The following is a 14794-nucleotide window of genomic DNA, read 5'->3' as shown; positions in this document are numbered from 1 at the left end:
ATTACATATAACTGCCTATAATTGCGCTAATATGGCTATAAAGCTTGAAACCATTTAACTACTTTTGGTTAAAATTTGTTAAAGTGAAAGTTGAAAACCCGGTTGCCCTGCGTTTTATATTACAGGATGAGCTTTATCTGTTAAATACAGATAAAGCTTTTTACGAAAAAAGAGAAATACATCAACCCATCATTGAAGAATCTGAACCCGAAATAAAAACGCCGGCTATTGATACTACACCTCAAGAAGCTAAGCCTGAGGTAAAAACGCCAGAGCTTGCTTTTAATTATCTGGGCAAAAATTTAAAGAACTTCTTAATACTGGTTCACTATCCCGATCAGGAGTTTATTGCTGACGCCCATCTGGCCGCATTGCAAAACATACTGAAACGCAAGGAATTTGAGCTTGATGATGTTGTTATACTCAACATGGCTCAACATAGCGAAGCGACTATTGGTCAGCTTGCCGATTTTTTTAAACCTGTAAAGCTCCTGTTATTAGGTCAGTCAGCTATACCTCAAGGTCTTACTTCGCTCGCCTTAAACACGCCAAAAACATCAGGATCCCGCACGGCGCTCTATAGTTTCAGTTTTGATGAGATGATGGCCAGTGTCGACAACAAGAAAATTTTCTGGGAACTGATGAAAGCTCTATAAGTCTACAATATAAAGTCATTTGTCAGAAAATCTTTGATCCTTTAATCCTTCATCCCATAAAATATGCAGCAATTAGTTTTTGCAACCAATAACCAACATAAGCTTGAGGAGGTATCGGCCAAAATAAAAGGCCGGTTTAAACTATTGAGCCTGGATGATATTGGCTGCACCGATGATATTGAAGAAACCGGGACCACCTTTCGTGAAAACGCATCGATAAAAAGCCATTACATCTATCAGCAATACAAACTGAACTGTTTTGGTGACGACAGCGGACTGGAAATAGACGCCCTAAAAGGCGAGCCTGGCGTTTACTCCGCACGCTATGCCGGCGAGCATGGTAACCATGCAGCCAATATAAGCAAGGTACTACAAAACCTACATGACGAAAAAAATCGAAAGGCACGTTTCTGCACCGTGATATCGTTGATCTGGAATGGTGAGGAACATTTTTTTGATGGAACAGTTGAAGGCAACATCCGTACCGAACTCAGCGGTACCGAGGGCTTTGGTTATGACCCCATATTTGAACCTGAGGGATACAACATCACCTTTGCCGAAATGAGCATGGACCAAAAGAATAGCATTAGCCACCGTGCAAGAGCTGTTGATAAGCTCATCGATTTTTTAAGCACCACAAGCGGTCTGTAGAAATAATTATTTTTCGGTTAACCTACGCGTAACATTCCGTTTAAAAGTTCGTATACCTAAACTTTTAGAAGTAACCATGAAAACCGTATTACATTTAAGCCGCGCTGTATTTTCTAAAAACACTGATCAGCAATTTGCCAATAGCCTTACTCATATTAAAGAAGCAGACCAGGTAGCAGAGGCCATTAATAAGCGATTAAACGAAATGCAAAAAAAGCTTAAGCCAAAAAACTGTTGAACTTAGTTATGTTTGGCAAGATTTATGCTCTTATGCCATAAAATAACCCCAATCATGAAAAAGATATTTCAAACCTCAATCGCAATCTTATCCGTTATTCTTGTTTTATCAGCCTGCTCTGGCCAAAAAAACACAGTCTCTAATAATGTATCACGTGGCAAATTTGTGGGTACCTGGACGTTAAACAACGTAAGTTATGATGGCCTTGTTCAAAATGCCGTTCAAAATGTATTTGATCAGGCCCCTCCCGAAGCATTTGCGGGTAGTACCTGGAAACTAACCAATAGTGGTAATGGTGTGTATACTTTATCGAACGGTACCTCACAAACTATATTCTGGTCGGTTTATAATGGCGGCAGCACAGGCACACAATTCCAGTTTAAAAAATTGTACGAAGGCGATAAAGCCAAAAACGTAGCCGAAGGTTATCGTTTAGATATTGCCAGCAATAACGGCTCAACCATGACCTTGAAATCGCCGGTTGCCATCGGTAGCGGCGGTACCGGGTATATCATTTACTCGTTTACAAAAAGCAATTAATTTTAAGGTAAAAGGACAAAGGCGAAAGGTAAAAGGTTCGTAAAAAAAGGTAAAGGGAATTTAAACATTCACCTTTACCTTTTTTTATGGGAAGAGATATTTAAACCTTTCGCCCTTAATCTTTATCCTTTCACTCTATTCTGAAGGTGCAAATTTCAGGCACACCGGGTTACCAATTTCCAGTTTAAAACCGGTTGGCGATATACGGCCAGTGGTTTGATCAATCCGGAATACAAATATGCTGTCGCTGTTTTGGTTGGCTACCAGCAGGAATTTACCAGTGGGGTCGATAGCAAAATCACGCGGATTTTTACCCATAGATGATTGGCGCTGTACAAAAGTAAGTTCGCCGGTTTCCTGGTTAATAGCGTACACAATGATCTCGTTGGTTTCTAAACGATTAGAAGCATACAGGAATTTACCATTTGGCGATATATGAATAGCCGCACCTGCGGTTTGACCCTTGAAACCCTCCGGAAGAAGGGTTATGATTTGTTTCTGTTTAAGCTTACCGCCAGCATAATCAAACACATATACATTTGATCCCATCTCAGTTACCAGGTAGGCGTGTTTTTTATCCGGCGAAAAATCCAGGTGCCGCGGACCATCGCCCGGGGTTACGCTTACGGATGTAGGCTCGGTTAAAGGTGAGCTTTTACCAGAGCGGAAACGATATATGTGTACCTTATCAGTTCCCAGATCATTATACAGCACATATTTCTCATCGGGCGATAGTATGCTCATGTGGGCATGTGGCCCTTCCTGACGGCCTTTATTAGGACCAGTACCGTCGTTTTTTACTGTCTCCACACCGTTGGCCAGTGAGCCATCCTTATTGATAGGCATTACCGTAACCTGCCCGCTTGAATAGTTGGCGATAAAAGCGTTTTTACGGGCCTTATCCACTGTGATGTAGCAAGGGTCGGCGCCGAGGGATGATTGCTTATTGATGAACTGCATTTTGCCTGTTTTAGGCTCAAATGAAAAAGAGCTTACTTCGCCTTTAGGCAGCTCATTTACGGCATAGATAAACTTATTATCGGCACTTACGGTCAGGTAGGATGGGTTTACCACACCATCAATCTGGCTCAGGTAGGCCAGCCTGCCATTTTCGGCATAAAAGCGATAAACCGCTATGCCCTTGCTGGTGCCTGTGGTATAGGTGCCAATGACGAGGTCATAAGTTGAGGGGCCTTTCTTTTTGTTTTGCGTGCTTTGCGCCTGCACAAGCAAAGGCAGCAATAAGACAACGAACAATACGATTTTTTTCATGAGAGATGAAATTGGTTTACGAAGCGCAAGTTAACAAAATTGCTAAAAAAACAGCCCTCCCACCCATCGGGTATCCATCCTGAAATAAAAACTTTTTAAACCTCTTATTTTAACAATTTTCTGATCAAAAATGGGGTAAAAAGGCTTGATAATTGCCCATTTTAACAAAGTTTTAACGCCATTTTAACACTTTTTAACAAATTTTTGATGGGTTTTGAAAGCTTTAAAAAGTATTAATATATTGGCACTGAGAACATTAAACAAAAACAGGGCTAAAAATAGCCCTGTTTTTGTTTCTGAACCTTGATTTTTGGACTTTGCGACTATGAGATTTTGGGACATTGTGACGGTAGGACTTTAAGATTTTTATCCTGTAGTCTCAAAATCCCATAGTCCAAAAATCATAGTTCTACCAATCTTATTTGATCAGGTGTTTCAGTTGGATAATTTCTTTCTCGTCAAGGAAACGCCATTTGCCGCGGGGCAGGTCTTTCTTGGTGAGGTTGGCATAAACCACCCTGTCGAGCTTTACTACCTCGTAACCCAGGCTTTCAAAAATACGGCGTACCACACGGTTTTTACCGCTATGTATCTGTATACCTACTTCTCTTTTTGTGCCACCGGCTACGTATGATACCGCGTCGGGTTTTATCAAGCCATCTTCCAGTTCAACACCAAAGCCAATTTTGTTCAAATCGCCCTGGGTTAAGGCTTTGCTCAGCTCCACCTGGTACAACTTGCTGATATTGCTGCGCGGGTGCGACAGCTTGTCGGCCAGGTCACCATCGTTGGTCATTAATAATAGCCCGGTAGTGTTCCTGTCTAAACGACCGATAGGGTAAATGCGTTCTTTGGTTGCTTTTTCAACCAGGTGCATTACGGTACGGCGTTCCTGCGGATCTTCGGTAGTAGTGATATAGTCTTTTGGTTTATTCAATAGTACATAAACCATTTTTTCGCGGCGGAGGGTTTCGCCATTGTATTTGATATCGTCCTTTTGAGGGTCAACCTTGGCGCCCAGTTCGTCAACCACCACACCGTTCACCGAAACCACACCGGCAATGATCAACTCATCGGCTTTACGTCGTGAGCAGATACCGGCGTTTGAAATATAACGGTTCAGGCGGATAAGCCCATCGTCTTTTGCTTTTGGTTCAGCCGGGTTTTTACGACCACGCATGGTTCTGGCAGGGGCATCCTGATCGCGTGATGGTTTGTCACGGTAAGGTTTGTCCTTAAATGAAGCGTCATCGCGTTTTTTAAAGCCGCCTTCAGTCGGTCTGTTACCAAACTTACGATCGCCGCCTTCGGTTGGTTTGTTGCCAAACTTACGGTCGCCACCTTCGCTAAAACTTCTTTTGGGCTTTCCTTCGGCACCTGCAGCTGAGCGGGTACGTGGGGATGAGTATGGTTTTTTGTCGCCAGCTGCGCTGCCGCCAAAGCTTCTTTTTGGTCTTTCTTCCTCACCAGATGATGGCCGGCCTGAGTAAGGCTTCCTTTCGCCTGCTGAATTGGAACCGAAACTTCTTTTCGGTCTTTCTTCATCGCCACCGGTAGTTGGCCTGCCAGAGTATGGCTTGCTGCGTGGTGTAAATGATTTTTTATCGCCCGATGGACTATCACCTGTTGGACGTCCTGAATAAGGTTTTGATCTTCCGCCAGATGATGAAGCGCCATCCCTGAAATTGCTTTTGGGTTTGTCGTCGCTAAACCTGTTGCTTTGAAAAGGTTTTGGTTCTGGTTTAGTGAATTTTTTTTTCTCTCCGTTTGGAGTGGCTTTGCCTTTTGCGGTTGCAGGTCTTTTGGGTTTGTCGTCGCTTCTGGAGCTCCGGCCTGTTGTTCTTTTTGGCTTGTCGTCGCGACTACCTGTTGGTCTCTTAAATACCATATTTTTTTGTTTTGCGCTTTCGCAGCGTGAGGGTCAAAGATACGCTTTTTTGGCAATTTTTAATCAAAAAAAGCAAAAAAATTAAGCGGTTCAAAAACCCGGTTTAAACAGTTTTAAAGCCTGTTTTTGGACCAAAAACCACAACTAAAATCTTTAGTATTTTGCTAAGTATTTGATTATGTGCCCTGTATAACATACCTTTGCAGCACATTTTAACCAAATGTATAGTTAATGATAAAGAAAGAAATGATCAAAAAACACTTATTTACGTGCTCCGTAATGCTAGTGCTGGTTCTCATTTCAAAGCTCAATATTTTCAGCACAACCATCAATGAAAAGGTTGCGAGCACTGGAGATATTAGCCATCGGAACTCGAAATTTATTTTTATAAAAAGCAATGCAAATGCATACAATTTTGCAAACGAAGCTTTACCTGTAAACGATGCACGGGTGACACGGAAACTGAAAATATCGCTTAAACAGCATAACTTCAAAACCGTTCAGTCGACTATTCTGCATCGCAAAGCCGAAAAATGGTTCCCTGTTATTGAACCGCTTTTAAGGCTTTATGGTATCCCCGATGATTTTAAGTACATCCCACTGGTGGAGTCGGGCCTTTGCGAAGGCACTTCGCCCAAGGGGGCACGTGGCTTATGGCAGTTTATGCCTGGCACCGCGCGTACTTACGGACTTAAAGTAGGCCATGGGGTCGACGAGCGCCTCAATCTGCGCAGATCAACCATTGCAGCCTGCAAGTATATCAAAGAACTATACGGTGAATTTAATAGCTGGACACTGGCTGCAGCCGCTTACAACAACGGTTCAATTAAGCTGGAAAGGGCTATTAACAAACAGAATGAAGATAATTACTTCCGCATGAGCCTGAACCGCGAAACCGGTTCATATGTTTACAAGCTTATTGCTATGAAAGCAATTATCCAGCAACCCAAGAAGTACGGGTATAGCGATTATTTCGCCATGACCCCGCCTTCATCATTGCTGAATTTTAATTAATTGAGATTTAATTAATTAAAGAATACATTACGGAGCACCCCGAGTCCTGCTTTCCCAGATGGAAAGCAGGACTTTTTTTGTTGGTGAATGGTTGAGTTAACGATTCGCTTCCACGAGCTTTCACCTGAATAGAAGTCGGAACCTTAATAAGTAAACTTCGGTTTCCCGCTGTCACATGTTACGCTTTTGGGTGGGATAGCCAGGGAGCAATCTGAAACTACACCCCATTTTTTATTGAACCCGGCTTGTTGTGTGGTATAAGATCGTACTTTTTGCAGAAAAACCGCTGTATCCAATTTGATGGAATACGCGATAAAACCCGTTGCGCCGCCGCATGCTTTTGAACCTATGTCCGTAAATTTCCAGTCGACGGCATTTTCACAGTTAAATTGCTGTGCCATCTTTTGAATATCAGCATAAAGTTCCCGAAGCTTTTTTTCGTCCTCGGTTTTAAGGCTTTCATGATTGTCTTTACACGAGACTATAAATAACAAGACTATAACAGTACTCAGCAACAGGATCTGCTTTTTCATAATTACATGATAATGATTTATTTATAGTACGGATGAAAAAGCAAAATGCTACAGAGATCCTTATAAATATTATCGTTTAGTTGGCGGACGGTGTTATCACCACAGTTGTTTGGAAAACTATATTTCAATAAAAATTTGTCATTTCGATAGAGCCGGGATAGGCCTAAGCGTTGTGCGAAAGAGAAATCTTCTGCAGCATACAAAGTTACAATTGCATGTCGCTGAAGATTTCTCCTCGTTCCTCGTTCGAAATGACAACCGGTTTTATCTCTTCCAAACACCTATAGTGTTACCACATACAAACTAACCACAAATTAAAGCTACCTTCACCCATTACCCCTGCCCCCTCACCTCTGCTAAATCATAGCTAATTGCAAAAAATGTTTGATGAACTCATTGATAGCTTTATAGATAACCATGTAGGCATAGCCGATCATTTTTTAAGCGCGGCACTTGCTGCCGATCTGAAAGGAAACCTGCTTGCCCTGTACCACAAAAAGCTACTCCTGGCGGCAGGAACCGGCAATGATCAATTGGTCGCGCACAATCTATCCGTAAGAGGCGATAGCATTTACTGGCTCGACCGTAAACACAATGACCGGCACGAAAATGATTTTTTTAATTTGATGGATAGCTTTGTAAGTCATTTAAACAGTACCTGCTATACCGGCATAACAGGCTATGAATTTCATTATACCTTATATGATACGGGCAGTTTCTACAAAAAGCATCTGGATCAGTTCAGGAATAATGATGATAGAAAGTACTCCATGATCATTTATTTAAACCCCGACTGGCTGCAGGCTGATGGTGGCGAACTATGTATTCATCATGCCGATCAACTGCAGCACATATCCCCCGAAAACAGGAAAAGTGTTTTCTTTAAAAGCGGCGAACTGGAACATGAAGTATTGTGTACCAACAAACCCAGGATGAGTATAACCGGCTGGTTGAAAGTGAATGCGGTATAGCGCTGAGACGCGTGCACCGGACAACCAGGATACGTAAAGAATTAGTCCCTTGACCATCAAGACTATATACTGGGTAAACGTCAATATTAACCAAAAAGTACGGCGCAAAAAATATACTTTCAAAAGCTGCCGAAAGTAAAAAACCATAAATATATTTGGCTCATCATCACCATTTTAAAGCCTGTATTTATGATTCCCGAGACCAAAAAAACTGCTGTCGACCATGCTCTGCTGACAACTTTTGGCACCACCGATCTGGAAGAGATCCATGAACTCACCGCCGGACTATCATCGGCTCTTGTTTTCCGGATCGTCGTTGGTGGCAAGCCTTACCTGCTCCGCATCATTACCCGCACAGATGCCATGGCCGATCCCACACTCGAGTACAATTGCATGCAAGCAGCGGCAGAAGCCGGGATAGCGCCCAAGGTTTGGTATACCCATGTGGAGGACAGGTTAGCCATTATTGATTTTATAGAAGCTAAGCCTTTCCCAATGGAGGAGGCCAAAACGAAGCTGCCTCATCTGCTTAAACGGCTGCATTCGTTGCCGTCTTTCCCTTTCCGCATCAACTACCTGGATAAAATTGGCGAGTTCATTGAAAAATTCAGGACCGATAAACTCATGCCCGAGGATATGACCGCCGAGTTATTCGACTTTTATATCCGGGTAAAAAGCATATATCCGCGTAATGCCGAAGATATGGTAGGCTGCCATAACGATCTTAAACCAGAAAACACCCTGTTTGACGGAAAGCGGGTATGGCTCGTGGACTGGGAAGCCGCCTTTTTGAACGATCGCTATTTGGACCTGTCGATCATGGCCAATTTCCTGGTGAAAAATGAGGACGACGAAAAGATCTACCTGGACACCTATTTTGGCCACGAAGCTACCGAATATCAGCACGCCCGCTTTTTCCTGATGCGCCAGATACTCCATTTATTTTACTTTGTTGTTTTTACCATAGTGGGTAAAACACCCGATAAACCCATCGATCTGGGTATGATAGTGCCCGACTTCAGGGAATTTCATGACCGCATCTGGACAGGCAAGCTCAGTTTAGCCGATATGGATAACCGCTTGCAATATGCCCAGGTTCATCGAGAACAATTGCAGCATAATTTGGGTTTGAAGAGGTTGGATGAGGCGCTGCGTATTGTAGCGAATTATTGATTTTCATCGCTTGTTATCATCACTGCTTTCGGCTGGTGCACATGTGCTAATGAAAAAACATCAAAACTCGCGTCATTGCGAGGTACGAAGCAATCTCTATGCTATACAGAGCGAACTTACCTGTTTGACCTGCCTATGTAGAGATTGCTTCGTACCTCGCAATGACGCGCTTATTATAAATAGCGTTTATAAAAAATAAGCCGCTTCGGCTGTTGATTAAAAACTCTAAACCCTGTAAATATTAACCTTATGCTGACACGCTTAGCATAAAATCCACGTCAATTTTCTGTATCTTTGCTTAATTTTTTAGCAATTTCTTTTAAAGGTATTATCTTACATACGCTTTTAAAAGTAAACCCGTTTACCCGGGTTTAATAAATTTGGTACCAATAACATATATGAACGAAATAACCGTTGACCTGGGCGAACAAAGCGAAGTTGAAGTTTATGGCGCCAGGGTACATAATTTAAAAAATATTGATGTTTCTTTTCCGCGCAACAAGCTGGTGGTGATCACCGGTTTGAGTGGCAGCGGCAAATCGTCACTGGCTTTTGATACCATTTATGCCGAAGGGCAGCGCCGTTATATGGAAACATTTTCGGCCTACTCGCGCCAGTTCATGGGCGGTATGGAGCGCCCCGATGTGGATAAGGTATCGGGCCTGAGCCCGGTTATTGCCATTGAGCAAAAAACAACCAGCAAAAACCCGCGCTCAACCGTGGGTACCATTACCGAGATCTATGATTTTATGCGGTTGCTTTTTGCCCGTACCGGTGAAGCTTACTCGTACACTACCGGCGAGAAGATGGAGCGCATGAGCGAAGATCAGATCCTGAAAACCATTACGGAAAAATTCGACGGGCAGCCGGTAAATATCCTGGCTCCGGTGGTAAAAGCCCGTAAAGGTCATTACCGTGAGCTTTTTGAATCGATACGCAAGCAAGGCTACCTAAAAGTATGGATAGATGGCGCCATGGCCGATGTGGAGCCCAAAATGCAGGTGGATCGTTACAAGATCCATGATATTGATATTGTGGTTGACCGTTTGGTGGTATCTGACAAAGACAGCAAACGTTTATACACTTCGGTACAAACTGCCCTTAAAATTGCCAAAGGCATCATCCGCGTAGGCGATAAGGATAATAATGTAGCCTATTACAGTAAATACCTGATGGACCCGGTATCGGGTATCTCCTATGATGAACCTCAACCCAATACTTTCTCCTTCAATTCGCCTTACGGCGCCTGCGAAAAGTGTAATGGTTTAGGCTACATTTTTGAGGTTGATGAAGCTTCGGTTATTCCCAACCCCAAACTGAGCATCATGAACGGCGGCCTTGCCCCAATTGGCGAGTACCGCGAAACCTGGATATTCCAGGTATTGAAATCGCTGGCCAAGAAATATGAGTTTTCACTGTCGACACCGATCGACAAACTGACGCCGGAGCAAAAGGATATCATCCTGAATGGGTCGCCGGATATGATCACCGTTGCGGTGGAGTACAATAAGTGGAACGTGCAAAGCTACCAGATCACTTTTGATGGTATTGTGCGTATGCTGGAAGAGCAGCAGGAACGCCGCGGTGACGAAGGCATGGACGATATGGAAAACTATCGCGTGCTGAAAACCTGTCCGGTTTGTGAAGGTGCCAGGCTTAAGAAAGAGTCGTTGCATTTTAAGGTCGACAATAAAAATATATTTGAGCTTGCCTGTATGGATATCCGTGCCCTGCAGGAGTGGTTCACCAATTTGGAAGACCGGCTTACCGAACGCCAGAATGTAATTGCTAAAGAGATCCTGAAAGAGATCCGCGCTCGGATTGTGTTCCTGCTGGATGTGGGCTTGAGTTATTTAACACTCGACCGTACCGCTAAAACGCTATCGGGCGGTGAAGCACAACGCATCCGTTTGGCTACGCAGATAGGCTCACAGTTGATGAATGTGATGTACATTCTGGATGAGCCCAGCATCGGTTTACACCAGCGCGATAACGAACGCCTCATCAACGCGCTCAAAAACCTGCGCGACCTCGGCAATACCGTTTTAGTGGTAGAGCATGATAAGGACATGATACTTGAAGCCGACCACGTGATTGACATGGGTCCGGCAGCGGGTGTACATGGCGGACAAATAGTTGCCCAGGGAACCCCGGCGCAACTTATGGCCGAGCATACCTTGACCACCAGCTATATCAATGGCGAGCGCTCTATCGCTATCCCCGAAAAACGCAGGGAAGGTAACGGCAAAACGATGAGTCTGAAAAAGGCTACTGGTCATAACCTGAAAAAGGTATCGGTTGAATTTCCATTGGGTAAACTTATTGGTGTTACCGGAGTATCTGGCAGCGGTAAATCGAGCTTAATTACCGAAACTTTATATCCTATACTGAACCATCATTTTTTCAGGGCCAAGAAACAACCTTTGCCTTACGAAAAAATTGAGGGGCTTGAAAATATCGACAAGGTAATCGAGATCGATCAAACGCCTATTGGTCGTACGCCGCGCTCCAACCCGGCTACTTATACCGGGGTGTTCTCTGATATCCGTAACCTATATGTGGCCCTGCCCGAGTCCCGGATCAGGGGTTACAAACCTGGTCGTTTCTCGTTCAACGTAAAAGGCGGTCGTTGTGAAACCTGCCAGGGTGCGGGCATGAAAGTGATCGAGATGAACTTTTTACCCGATGTACAGGTGCCTTGCGAAGAATGCGGCGGCCGTCGTTATAACCGGGAAACGCTGGAAGTACGCTATCGCGGCAAATCCATTAGCGATGTGCTGGACATGAGCATTGAGGATGCCACACCGTTTTTTGAGCATATCCCATCTATTTACCGCAAGGTGAAAACCTTGTATGATGTAGGTTTGGGATACATCACCCTGGGGCAGGCATCAACAACCCTGTCAGGTGGTGAGGCGCAGCGGGTTAAACTGGCTACCGAGCTATCCAAAAAAGACACGGGCAACACTTTTTACATACTGGACGAGCCAACAACAGGTTTGCATTTCGAGGATATCAACGTACTGCTGGGCGTACTGTACCAACTGGTTGATAAAGGCAACACCGTACTGGTCATCGAACATAATCTGGATGTGATCAAAGTGGTTGATCACCTGATCGATTTGGGTCCCGAAGGCGGATCGGGCGGGGGTAATATCCTGTTCTCCGGCACACCAGAAGGCTTGTGCAAGGTAAAAAACAGCTTTACCGGCCAGTTTTTGAAAAAGGAAATGGGGGTAAAGTAAATTTTTTGCTAAACGTTCTTTAAAACGACATGTACAACATATTGTACATGTCGTTTTGTTTTTATATCTTTATATTAATATAAAAGACAGATGGAAATTACCACATATACCGCATTCAGGCAGCAACTAAAATCCTTTCTGGATAAAGTACGCAATGATCATAAACCGTTATTGGTAACCAGTACTACTGGCGACGATGTGGTTGTCATTTCAAAAGCCGATTATGAGAGCATGGAGGAAACTTTTTATCTGCTCAAAAGTCCAAACAATGCTACACGGCTTCTAAAAGGCATTGAAGAATATGAGAACGGTTTAGGTCAGGAAAAAAAGCTTATTGATTAGTGAAGATCATTTTTCTGAGTCCGGCATGGGATGACTATTTATATTGGCAAACCACAGATAAATCTATTTTAAAGAAAATCAACGCCTTAATTAAAGAAATAGAACGTATTCCTTATGATGGTAGTGGAAAACCAGAGCCATTAAAACATAACCTGGCTGGTTGGTGGTCTCGCAGAATTAATCTCGAACATCGTTTGGTGTATAAGGTAGAGCATGAATCTATTTTTATTCTTCAGTGCCGTTATCATTATTAAACGATCTGTTAAAGCCTGCCAGTTAAAAGGTGATTCACGCACAGTTTTCTTTATTTTCATTTTGTTAGCTTTACTCATTAACTACTAGCTGAAAATGAAAAAAACTTTTCTATACCTCTTTGCCGCCACCATATTGGCCGCTTGCAATCAACCCAAAACAAACAACGCCTCCAAAACCGACAGTCCGGAGCTGGCCAAAGTATTTGATAATTACTTTGAGGAGTCGTTAAAGTTGTACCCGCTTAATGCCACCAACATTGGCGATAATCGCTATAACGATCAGCTGCCCAATGATGGCTCCGCAGCGTTTTTGACCAAAGCCCAGGCTTTTTACACCAATTACCTGGCCCAGGTAAAACACTTTAACCGGGAAGACCTCAGCGAGGCCGATCAGCTCTCTTATGATATTTTTATCTACGAGACCCAGCTTGCACTGGATGGTTTTAAACAGCATTTTGAATACATGCCTTTTAACCAGTTTTATGCCCTACCGCTTACTATGGGTCAGTTAGGCTCGGGTTCGGGCGCGCAGCCATTTAAAACGGTTAAGGATTACAATGATTGGCTAAAACGCGTATCGGCGTTTTCGGTATGGGCCGATACTGCTATCAGCAATTTTAATAAAGGCATTAAAGCGGGCGTAGTTTTACCCAAAGCGCTGGTACTAAAAGCCATCCCCGAACTGCAAGACCTGGTAGTTGCCGACCCTGCAAAAAGTTTATTTTACGGGCCGATCACCAATCTGCCCAAGAGTTTTTCTGACGCGGATAAAAAACAACTCACCGAAGCTTATAAAAAAGCGATCAACACCGTTATCTCGCCCACTTATAAAAAACTGGCCGACTATTTAAAAACAGAATACCTGCCGCATGCCCGCGCAACGTCGGGCTTCTCGGCTTTGCCAGATGGGGCCGCCAAATATGCTTACCTGGTAAAACAACAAACCACTACCGACAAAACACCCGAAGAAATTTACCAAACCGGACTGAAAGAGGTAAGCCGCATACGTGGTATTATGGATAGCATCAAAACAAGCGTTGGTTTTAAAGGCGACCTGCAAGCGTTTTTTGAATACATGAAAACCGATCCTAAGTTTACCCCATATAAAACCCCAAAAGATGTTTTGGCTGCGTTTGAAAATATCCACAAACTCATGGGGCCCAATCTGAAAAAAATGTTTAATCATGTGCCCAAAACCCCTTTCGAAATCAGGCAAACGGAAGCCTTCCGGGCTGCATCGGCCAGTGCTGAGTACAACCCCGGATCGGCAGATGGCAGCAGGCCCGGTATATTTTATGTGCCCATACTGGACGCTACCAAGTTTAATATTACCTCGGGTATGGAATCCTTATTTCTGCATGAAGCCATTCCCGGCCATCATTACCAGATCTCGTTGACACAGGAAAACACCTCCTTGCCAAAATTCAGGCGGTTTGATGCCAATGAAAATGCCTATGTAGAAGGATGGGCCTTATACTGCGAATCGTTAGGTAAAGAACTTGGGCTGTATACAGACCCTTATCAATATATGGGCGCGCTGGGCGATGAGATACACCGTGCCATCCGCTTAGTGGTTGATGTGGCCATACATACCAAAAACATGACCCGCGAACAAGCCATTAAATACATGATGGATAACGAAGCCATCAGCGAACAAGGTGCCACTGCCGAAATTGAGCGTTATATGGCCATACCGGGTCAGGCATTGGGCTATAAAATAGGGGCGCTTAAAATACGTGAGCTTCGTAATAAATACGAAAAACAGATGGGCAGCAAATTTAACCTGGCTGAATTCCATAACCAGGTATTGAAAGATGGCGCTATGCCGCTTGCTGTATTTGAAGCAAAAATGGATTCCTGGGCAGCAAAACAATAGATAAATTAGAGGTTGCCACAGCCTTGATGAAACAATTCCCTCACGCGTCATTGCGATTTCTATGATACAAACAAATGCTTTTGGTAAGGTACTTGGTTTTTAATAACAGCGAAGATTCGATGGATGATTTTATTTCTTACT

The 14794-nt window shown here is 43.6% G+C and carries 14 protein-coding genes; 11 read left to right on the top strand and 3 right to left on the bottom strand.

The window, feature by feature from the left end; all coding sequences use genetic code 11:
* The first annotated feature begins 83 nt into the window (after window positions 1–83).
* From BLR84_RS14745 to BLR84_RS14735, 4 genes are all read left to right on the top strand, one after another.
* Window positions 84–656, top strand: coding sequence for a hypothetical protein (locus BLR84_RS14745; protein WP_143013909.1), 573 nt, complete (start codon window positions 84–86; stop codon window positions 654–656).
* Between the two features lie 63 nt (window positions 657–719).
* Complete coding sequence (locus BLR84_RS14740) at window positions 720–1307, top strand: non-canonical purine NTP diphosphatase (RefSeq protein ID WP_090469416.1); 588 nt, start codon at window positions 720–722, stop codon at window positions 1305–1307.
* 76 nt (window positions 1308–1383) lie between these two features.
* Window positions 1384–1545, top strand: coding sequence for a hypothetical protein (locus tag BLR84_RS30065; protein WP_176852074.1), 162 nt, complete (start codon window positions 1384–1386; stop codon window positions 1543–1545).
* Window positions 1546–1599: 54 nt separating this feature from the next.
* Window positions 1600–2085, top strand: a complete 486-nt coding sequence (locus tag BLR84_RS14735) for a hypothetical protein (protein ID WP_090469413.1) — start codon at window positions 1600–1602, stop codon at window positions 2083–2085.
* A 135-nt stretch (window positions 2086–2220) separates the two neighbouring features.
* Here BLR84_RS14735 and BLR84_RS14730 read toward each other — a convergent pair whose 3' ends face one another.
* Window positions 2221–3357, bottom strand: a complete 1137-nt coding sequence (locus BLR84_RS14730) for a lactonase family protein (RefSeq protein WP_090469410.1) — start codon at window positions 3355–3357, stop codon at window positions 2221–2223.
* A gap of 418 nt (window positions 3358–3775) precedes the next feature.
* Window positions 3776–5245 (bottom strand): pseudouridine synthase, encoded by a 1470-nt coding sequence (locus BLR84_RS14725; protein ID WP_090469407.1) that lies wholly within the window; start codon window positions 5243–5245, stop codon window positions 3776–3778.
* Between the two features lie 450 nt (window positions 5246–5695).
* Here BLR84_RS14725 and BLR84_RS14720 point away from each other — a divergent pair, with 450 nt between their 5' ends.
* Window positions 5696–6259 (top strand): lytic transglycosylase domain-containing protein, encoded by a 564-nt coding sequence (locus BLR84_RS14720; protein ID WP_255366953.1) that lies wholly within the window; start codon window positions 5696–5698, stop codon window positions 6257–6259.
* A 143-nt stretch (window positions 6260–6402) separates the two neighbouring features.
* Here BLR84_RS14720 and BLR84_RS14715 read toward each other — a convergent pair whose 3' ends face one another.
* The gene (locus BLR84_RS14715; RefSeq protein WP_090469404.1) at window positions 6403–6792 is read right to left on the bottom strand and encodes a hypothetical protein; all 390 of its coding nucleotides are present in this window, start codon (window positions 6790–6792) and stop codon (window positions 6403–6405) included.
* Window positions 6793–7172: 380 nt separating this feature from the next.
* Between BLR84_RS14715 and BLR84_RS14710 the strand changes: the two genes are divergently transcribed.
* The 6 genes from BLR84_RS14710 (at window position 7173) to BLR84_RS14685 (ending at window position 14653) form a co-directional block, all read left to right on the top strand.
* The gene (locus BLR84_RS14710) at window positions 7173–7763 is read left to right on the top strand and encodes a 2OG-Fe(II) oxygenase (RefSeq protein WP_218128348.1); all 591 of its coding nucleotides are present in this window, start codon (window positions 7173–7175) and stop codon (window positions 7761–7763) included.
* A gap of 189 nt (window positions 7764–7952) precedes the next feature.
* Window positions 7953–8936 (top strand): phosphotransferase, encoded by a 984-nt coding sequence (locus tag BLR84_RS14705; protein WP_090469399.1) that lies wholly within the window; start codon window positions 7953–7955, stop codon window positions 8934–8936.
* Between the two features lie 398 nt (window positions 8937–9334).
* Window positions 9335–12181, top strand: a complete 2847-nt coding sequence (uvrA, locus tag BLR84_RS14700; protein WP_090469396.1) for an excinuclease ABC subunit UvrA — start codon at window positions 9335–9337, stop codon at window positions 12179–12181.
* Window positions 12182–12271: 90 nt separating this feature from the next.
* A complete protein-coding gene (locus BLR84_RS14695; RefSeq protein WP_090469393.1) occupies window positions 12272–12523 on the top strand; it encodes a type II toxin-antitoxin system Phd/YefM family antitoxin in 252 nt (83 codons plus the stop codon).
* Window positions 12523–12777, top strand: a complete 255-nt coding sequence (locus tag BLR84_RS14690) for a Txe/YoeB family addiction module toxin (protein WP_090469390.1) — start codon at window positions 12523–12525, stop codon at window positions 12775–12777. The genes BLR84_RS14695 and BLR84_RS14690 overlap by 1 nt, the downstream gene beginning before the upstream one ends.
* Window positions 12778–12871: 94 nt before the next feature.
* On the top strand, window positions 12872–14653 hold the full coding sequence (locus tag BLR84_RS14685) for a DUF885 domain-containing protein (RefSeq protein ID WP_090469386.1): 1782 nt from the start codon (window positions 12872–12874) through the stop codon (window positions 14651–14653).
* The last annotated feature ends 141 nt before the right edge of the window (window positions 14654–14794 follow it).

Source organism: Mucilaginibacter sp. OK268 (assembly GCF_900103125.1).
Classification (GTDB): domain Bacteria; phylum Bacteroidota; class Bacteroidia; order Sphingobacteriales; family Sphingobacteriaceae; genus Mucilaginibacter.
The sequence above is the reverse complement of the archived record's forward strand: the minus strand, read 5'-3'. Positions and strand labels throughout refer to the sequence as shown.

Excerpts from the sequence above, each read along its gene's own strand:
- BLR84_RS14740 (WP_090469416.1), top strand. The coding sequence starts at position 720 with ATGCAGCAATTAGTTTTTGCAACCAATAACCAACATAAGCTTGAGGAG.
- BLR84_RS30065 (WP_176852074.1), top strand. The coding sequence starts at position 1,384 with ATGAAAACCGTATTACATTTAAGCCGCGCTGTATTTTCTAAAAACACT.
- BLR84_RS14735 (WP_090469413.1), top strand. The coding sequence starts at position 1,600 with ATGAAAAAGATATTTCAAACCTCAATCGCAATCTTATCCGTTATTCTT.
- BLR84_RS14730 (WP_090469410.1), bottom strand. The coding sequence starts at position 3,357 with ATGAAAAAAATCGTATTGTTCGTTGTCTTATTGCTGCCTTTGCTTGTG.
- BLR84_RS14725 (WP_090469407.1), bottom strand. The coding sequence starts at position 5,245 with ATGGTATTTAAGAGACCAACAGGTAGTCGCGACGACAAGCCAAAAAGA.
- BLR84_RS14715 (WP_090469404.1), bottom strand. The coding sequence starts at position 6,792 with ATGAAAAAGCAGATCCTGTTGCTGAGTACTGTTATAGTCTTGTTATTT.
- BLR84_RS14710 (WP_218128348.1), top strand. The coding sequence starts at position 7,173 with ATGTTTGATGAACTCATTGATAGCTTTATAGATAACCATGTAGGCATA.
- BLR84_RS14705 (WP_090469399.1), top strand. The coding sequence starts at position 7,953 with ATGATTCCCGAGACCAAAAAAACTGCTGTCGACCATGCTCTGCTGACA.
- uvrA (WP_090469396.1), top strand. The coding sequence starts at position 9,335 with ATGAACGAAATAACCGTTGACCTGGGCGAACAAAGCGAAGTTGAAGTT.
- BLR84_RS14695 (WP_090469393.1), top strand. The coding sequence starts at position 12,272 with ATGGAAATTACCACATATACCGCATTCAGGCAGCAACTAAAATCCTTT.
- BLR84_RS14685 (WP_090469386.1), top strand. The coding sequence starts at position 12,872 with ATGAAAAAAACTTTTCTATACCTCTTTGCCGCCACCATATTGGCCGCT.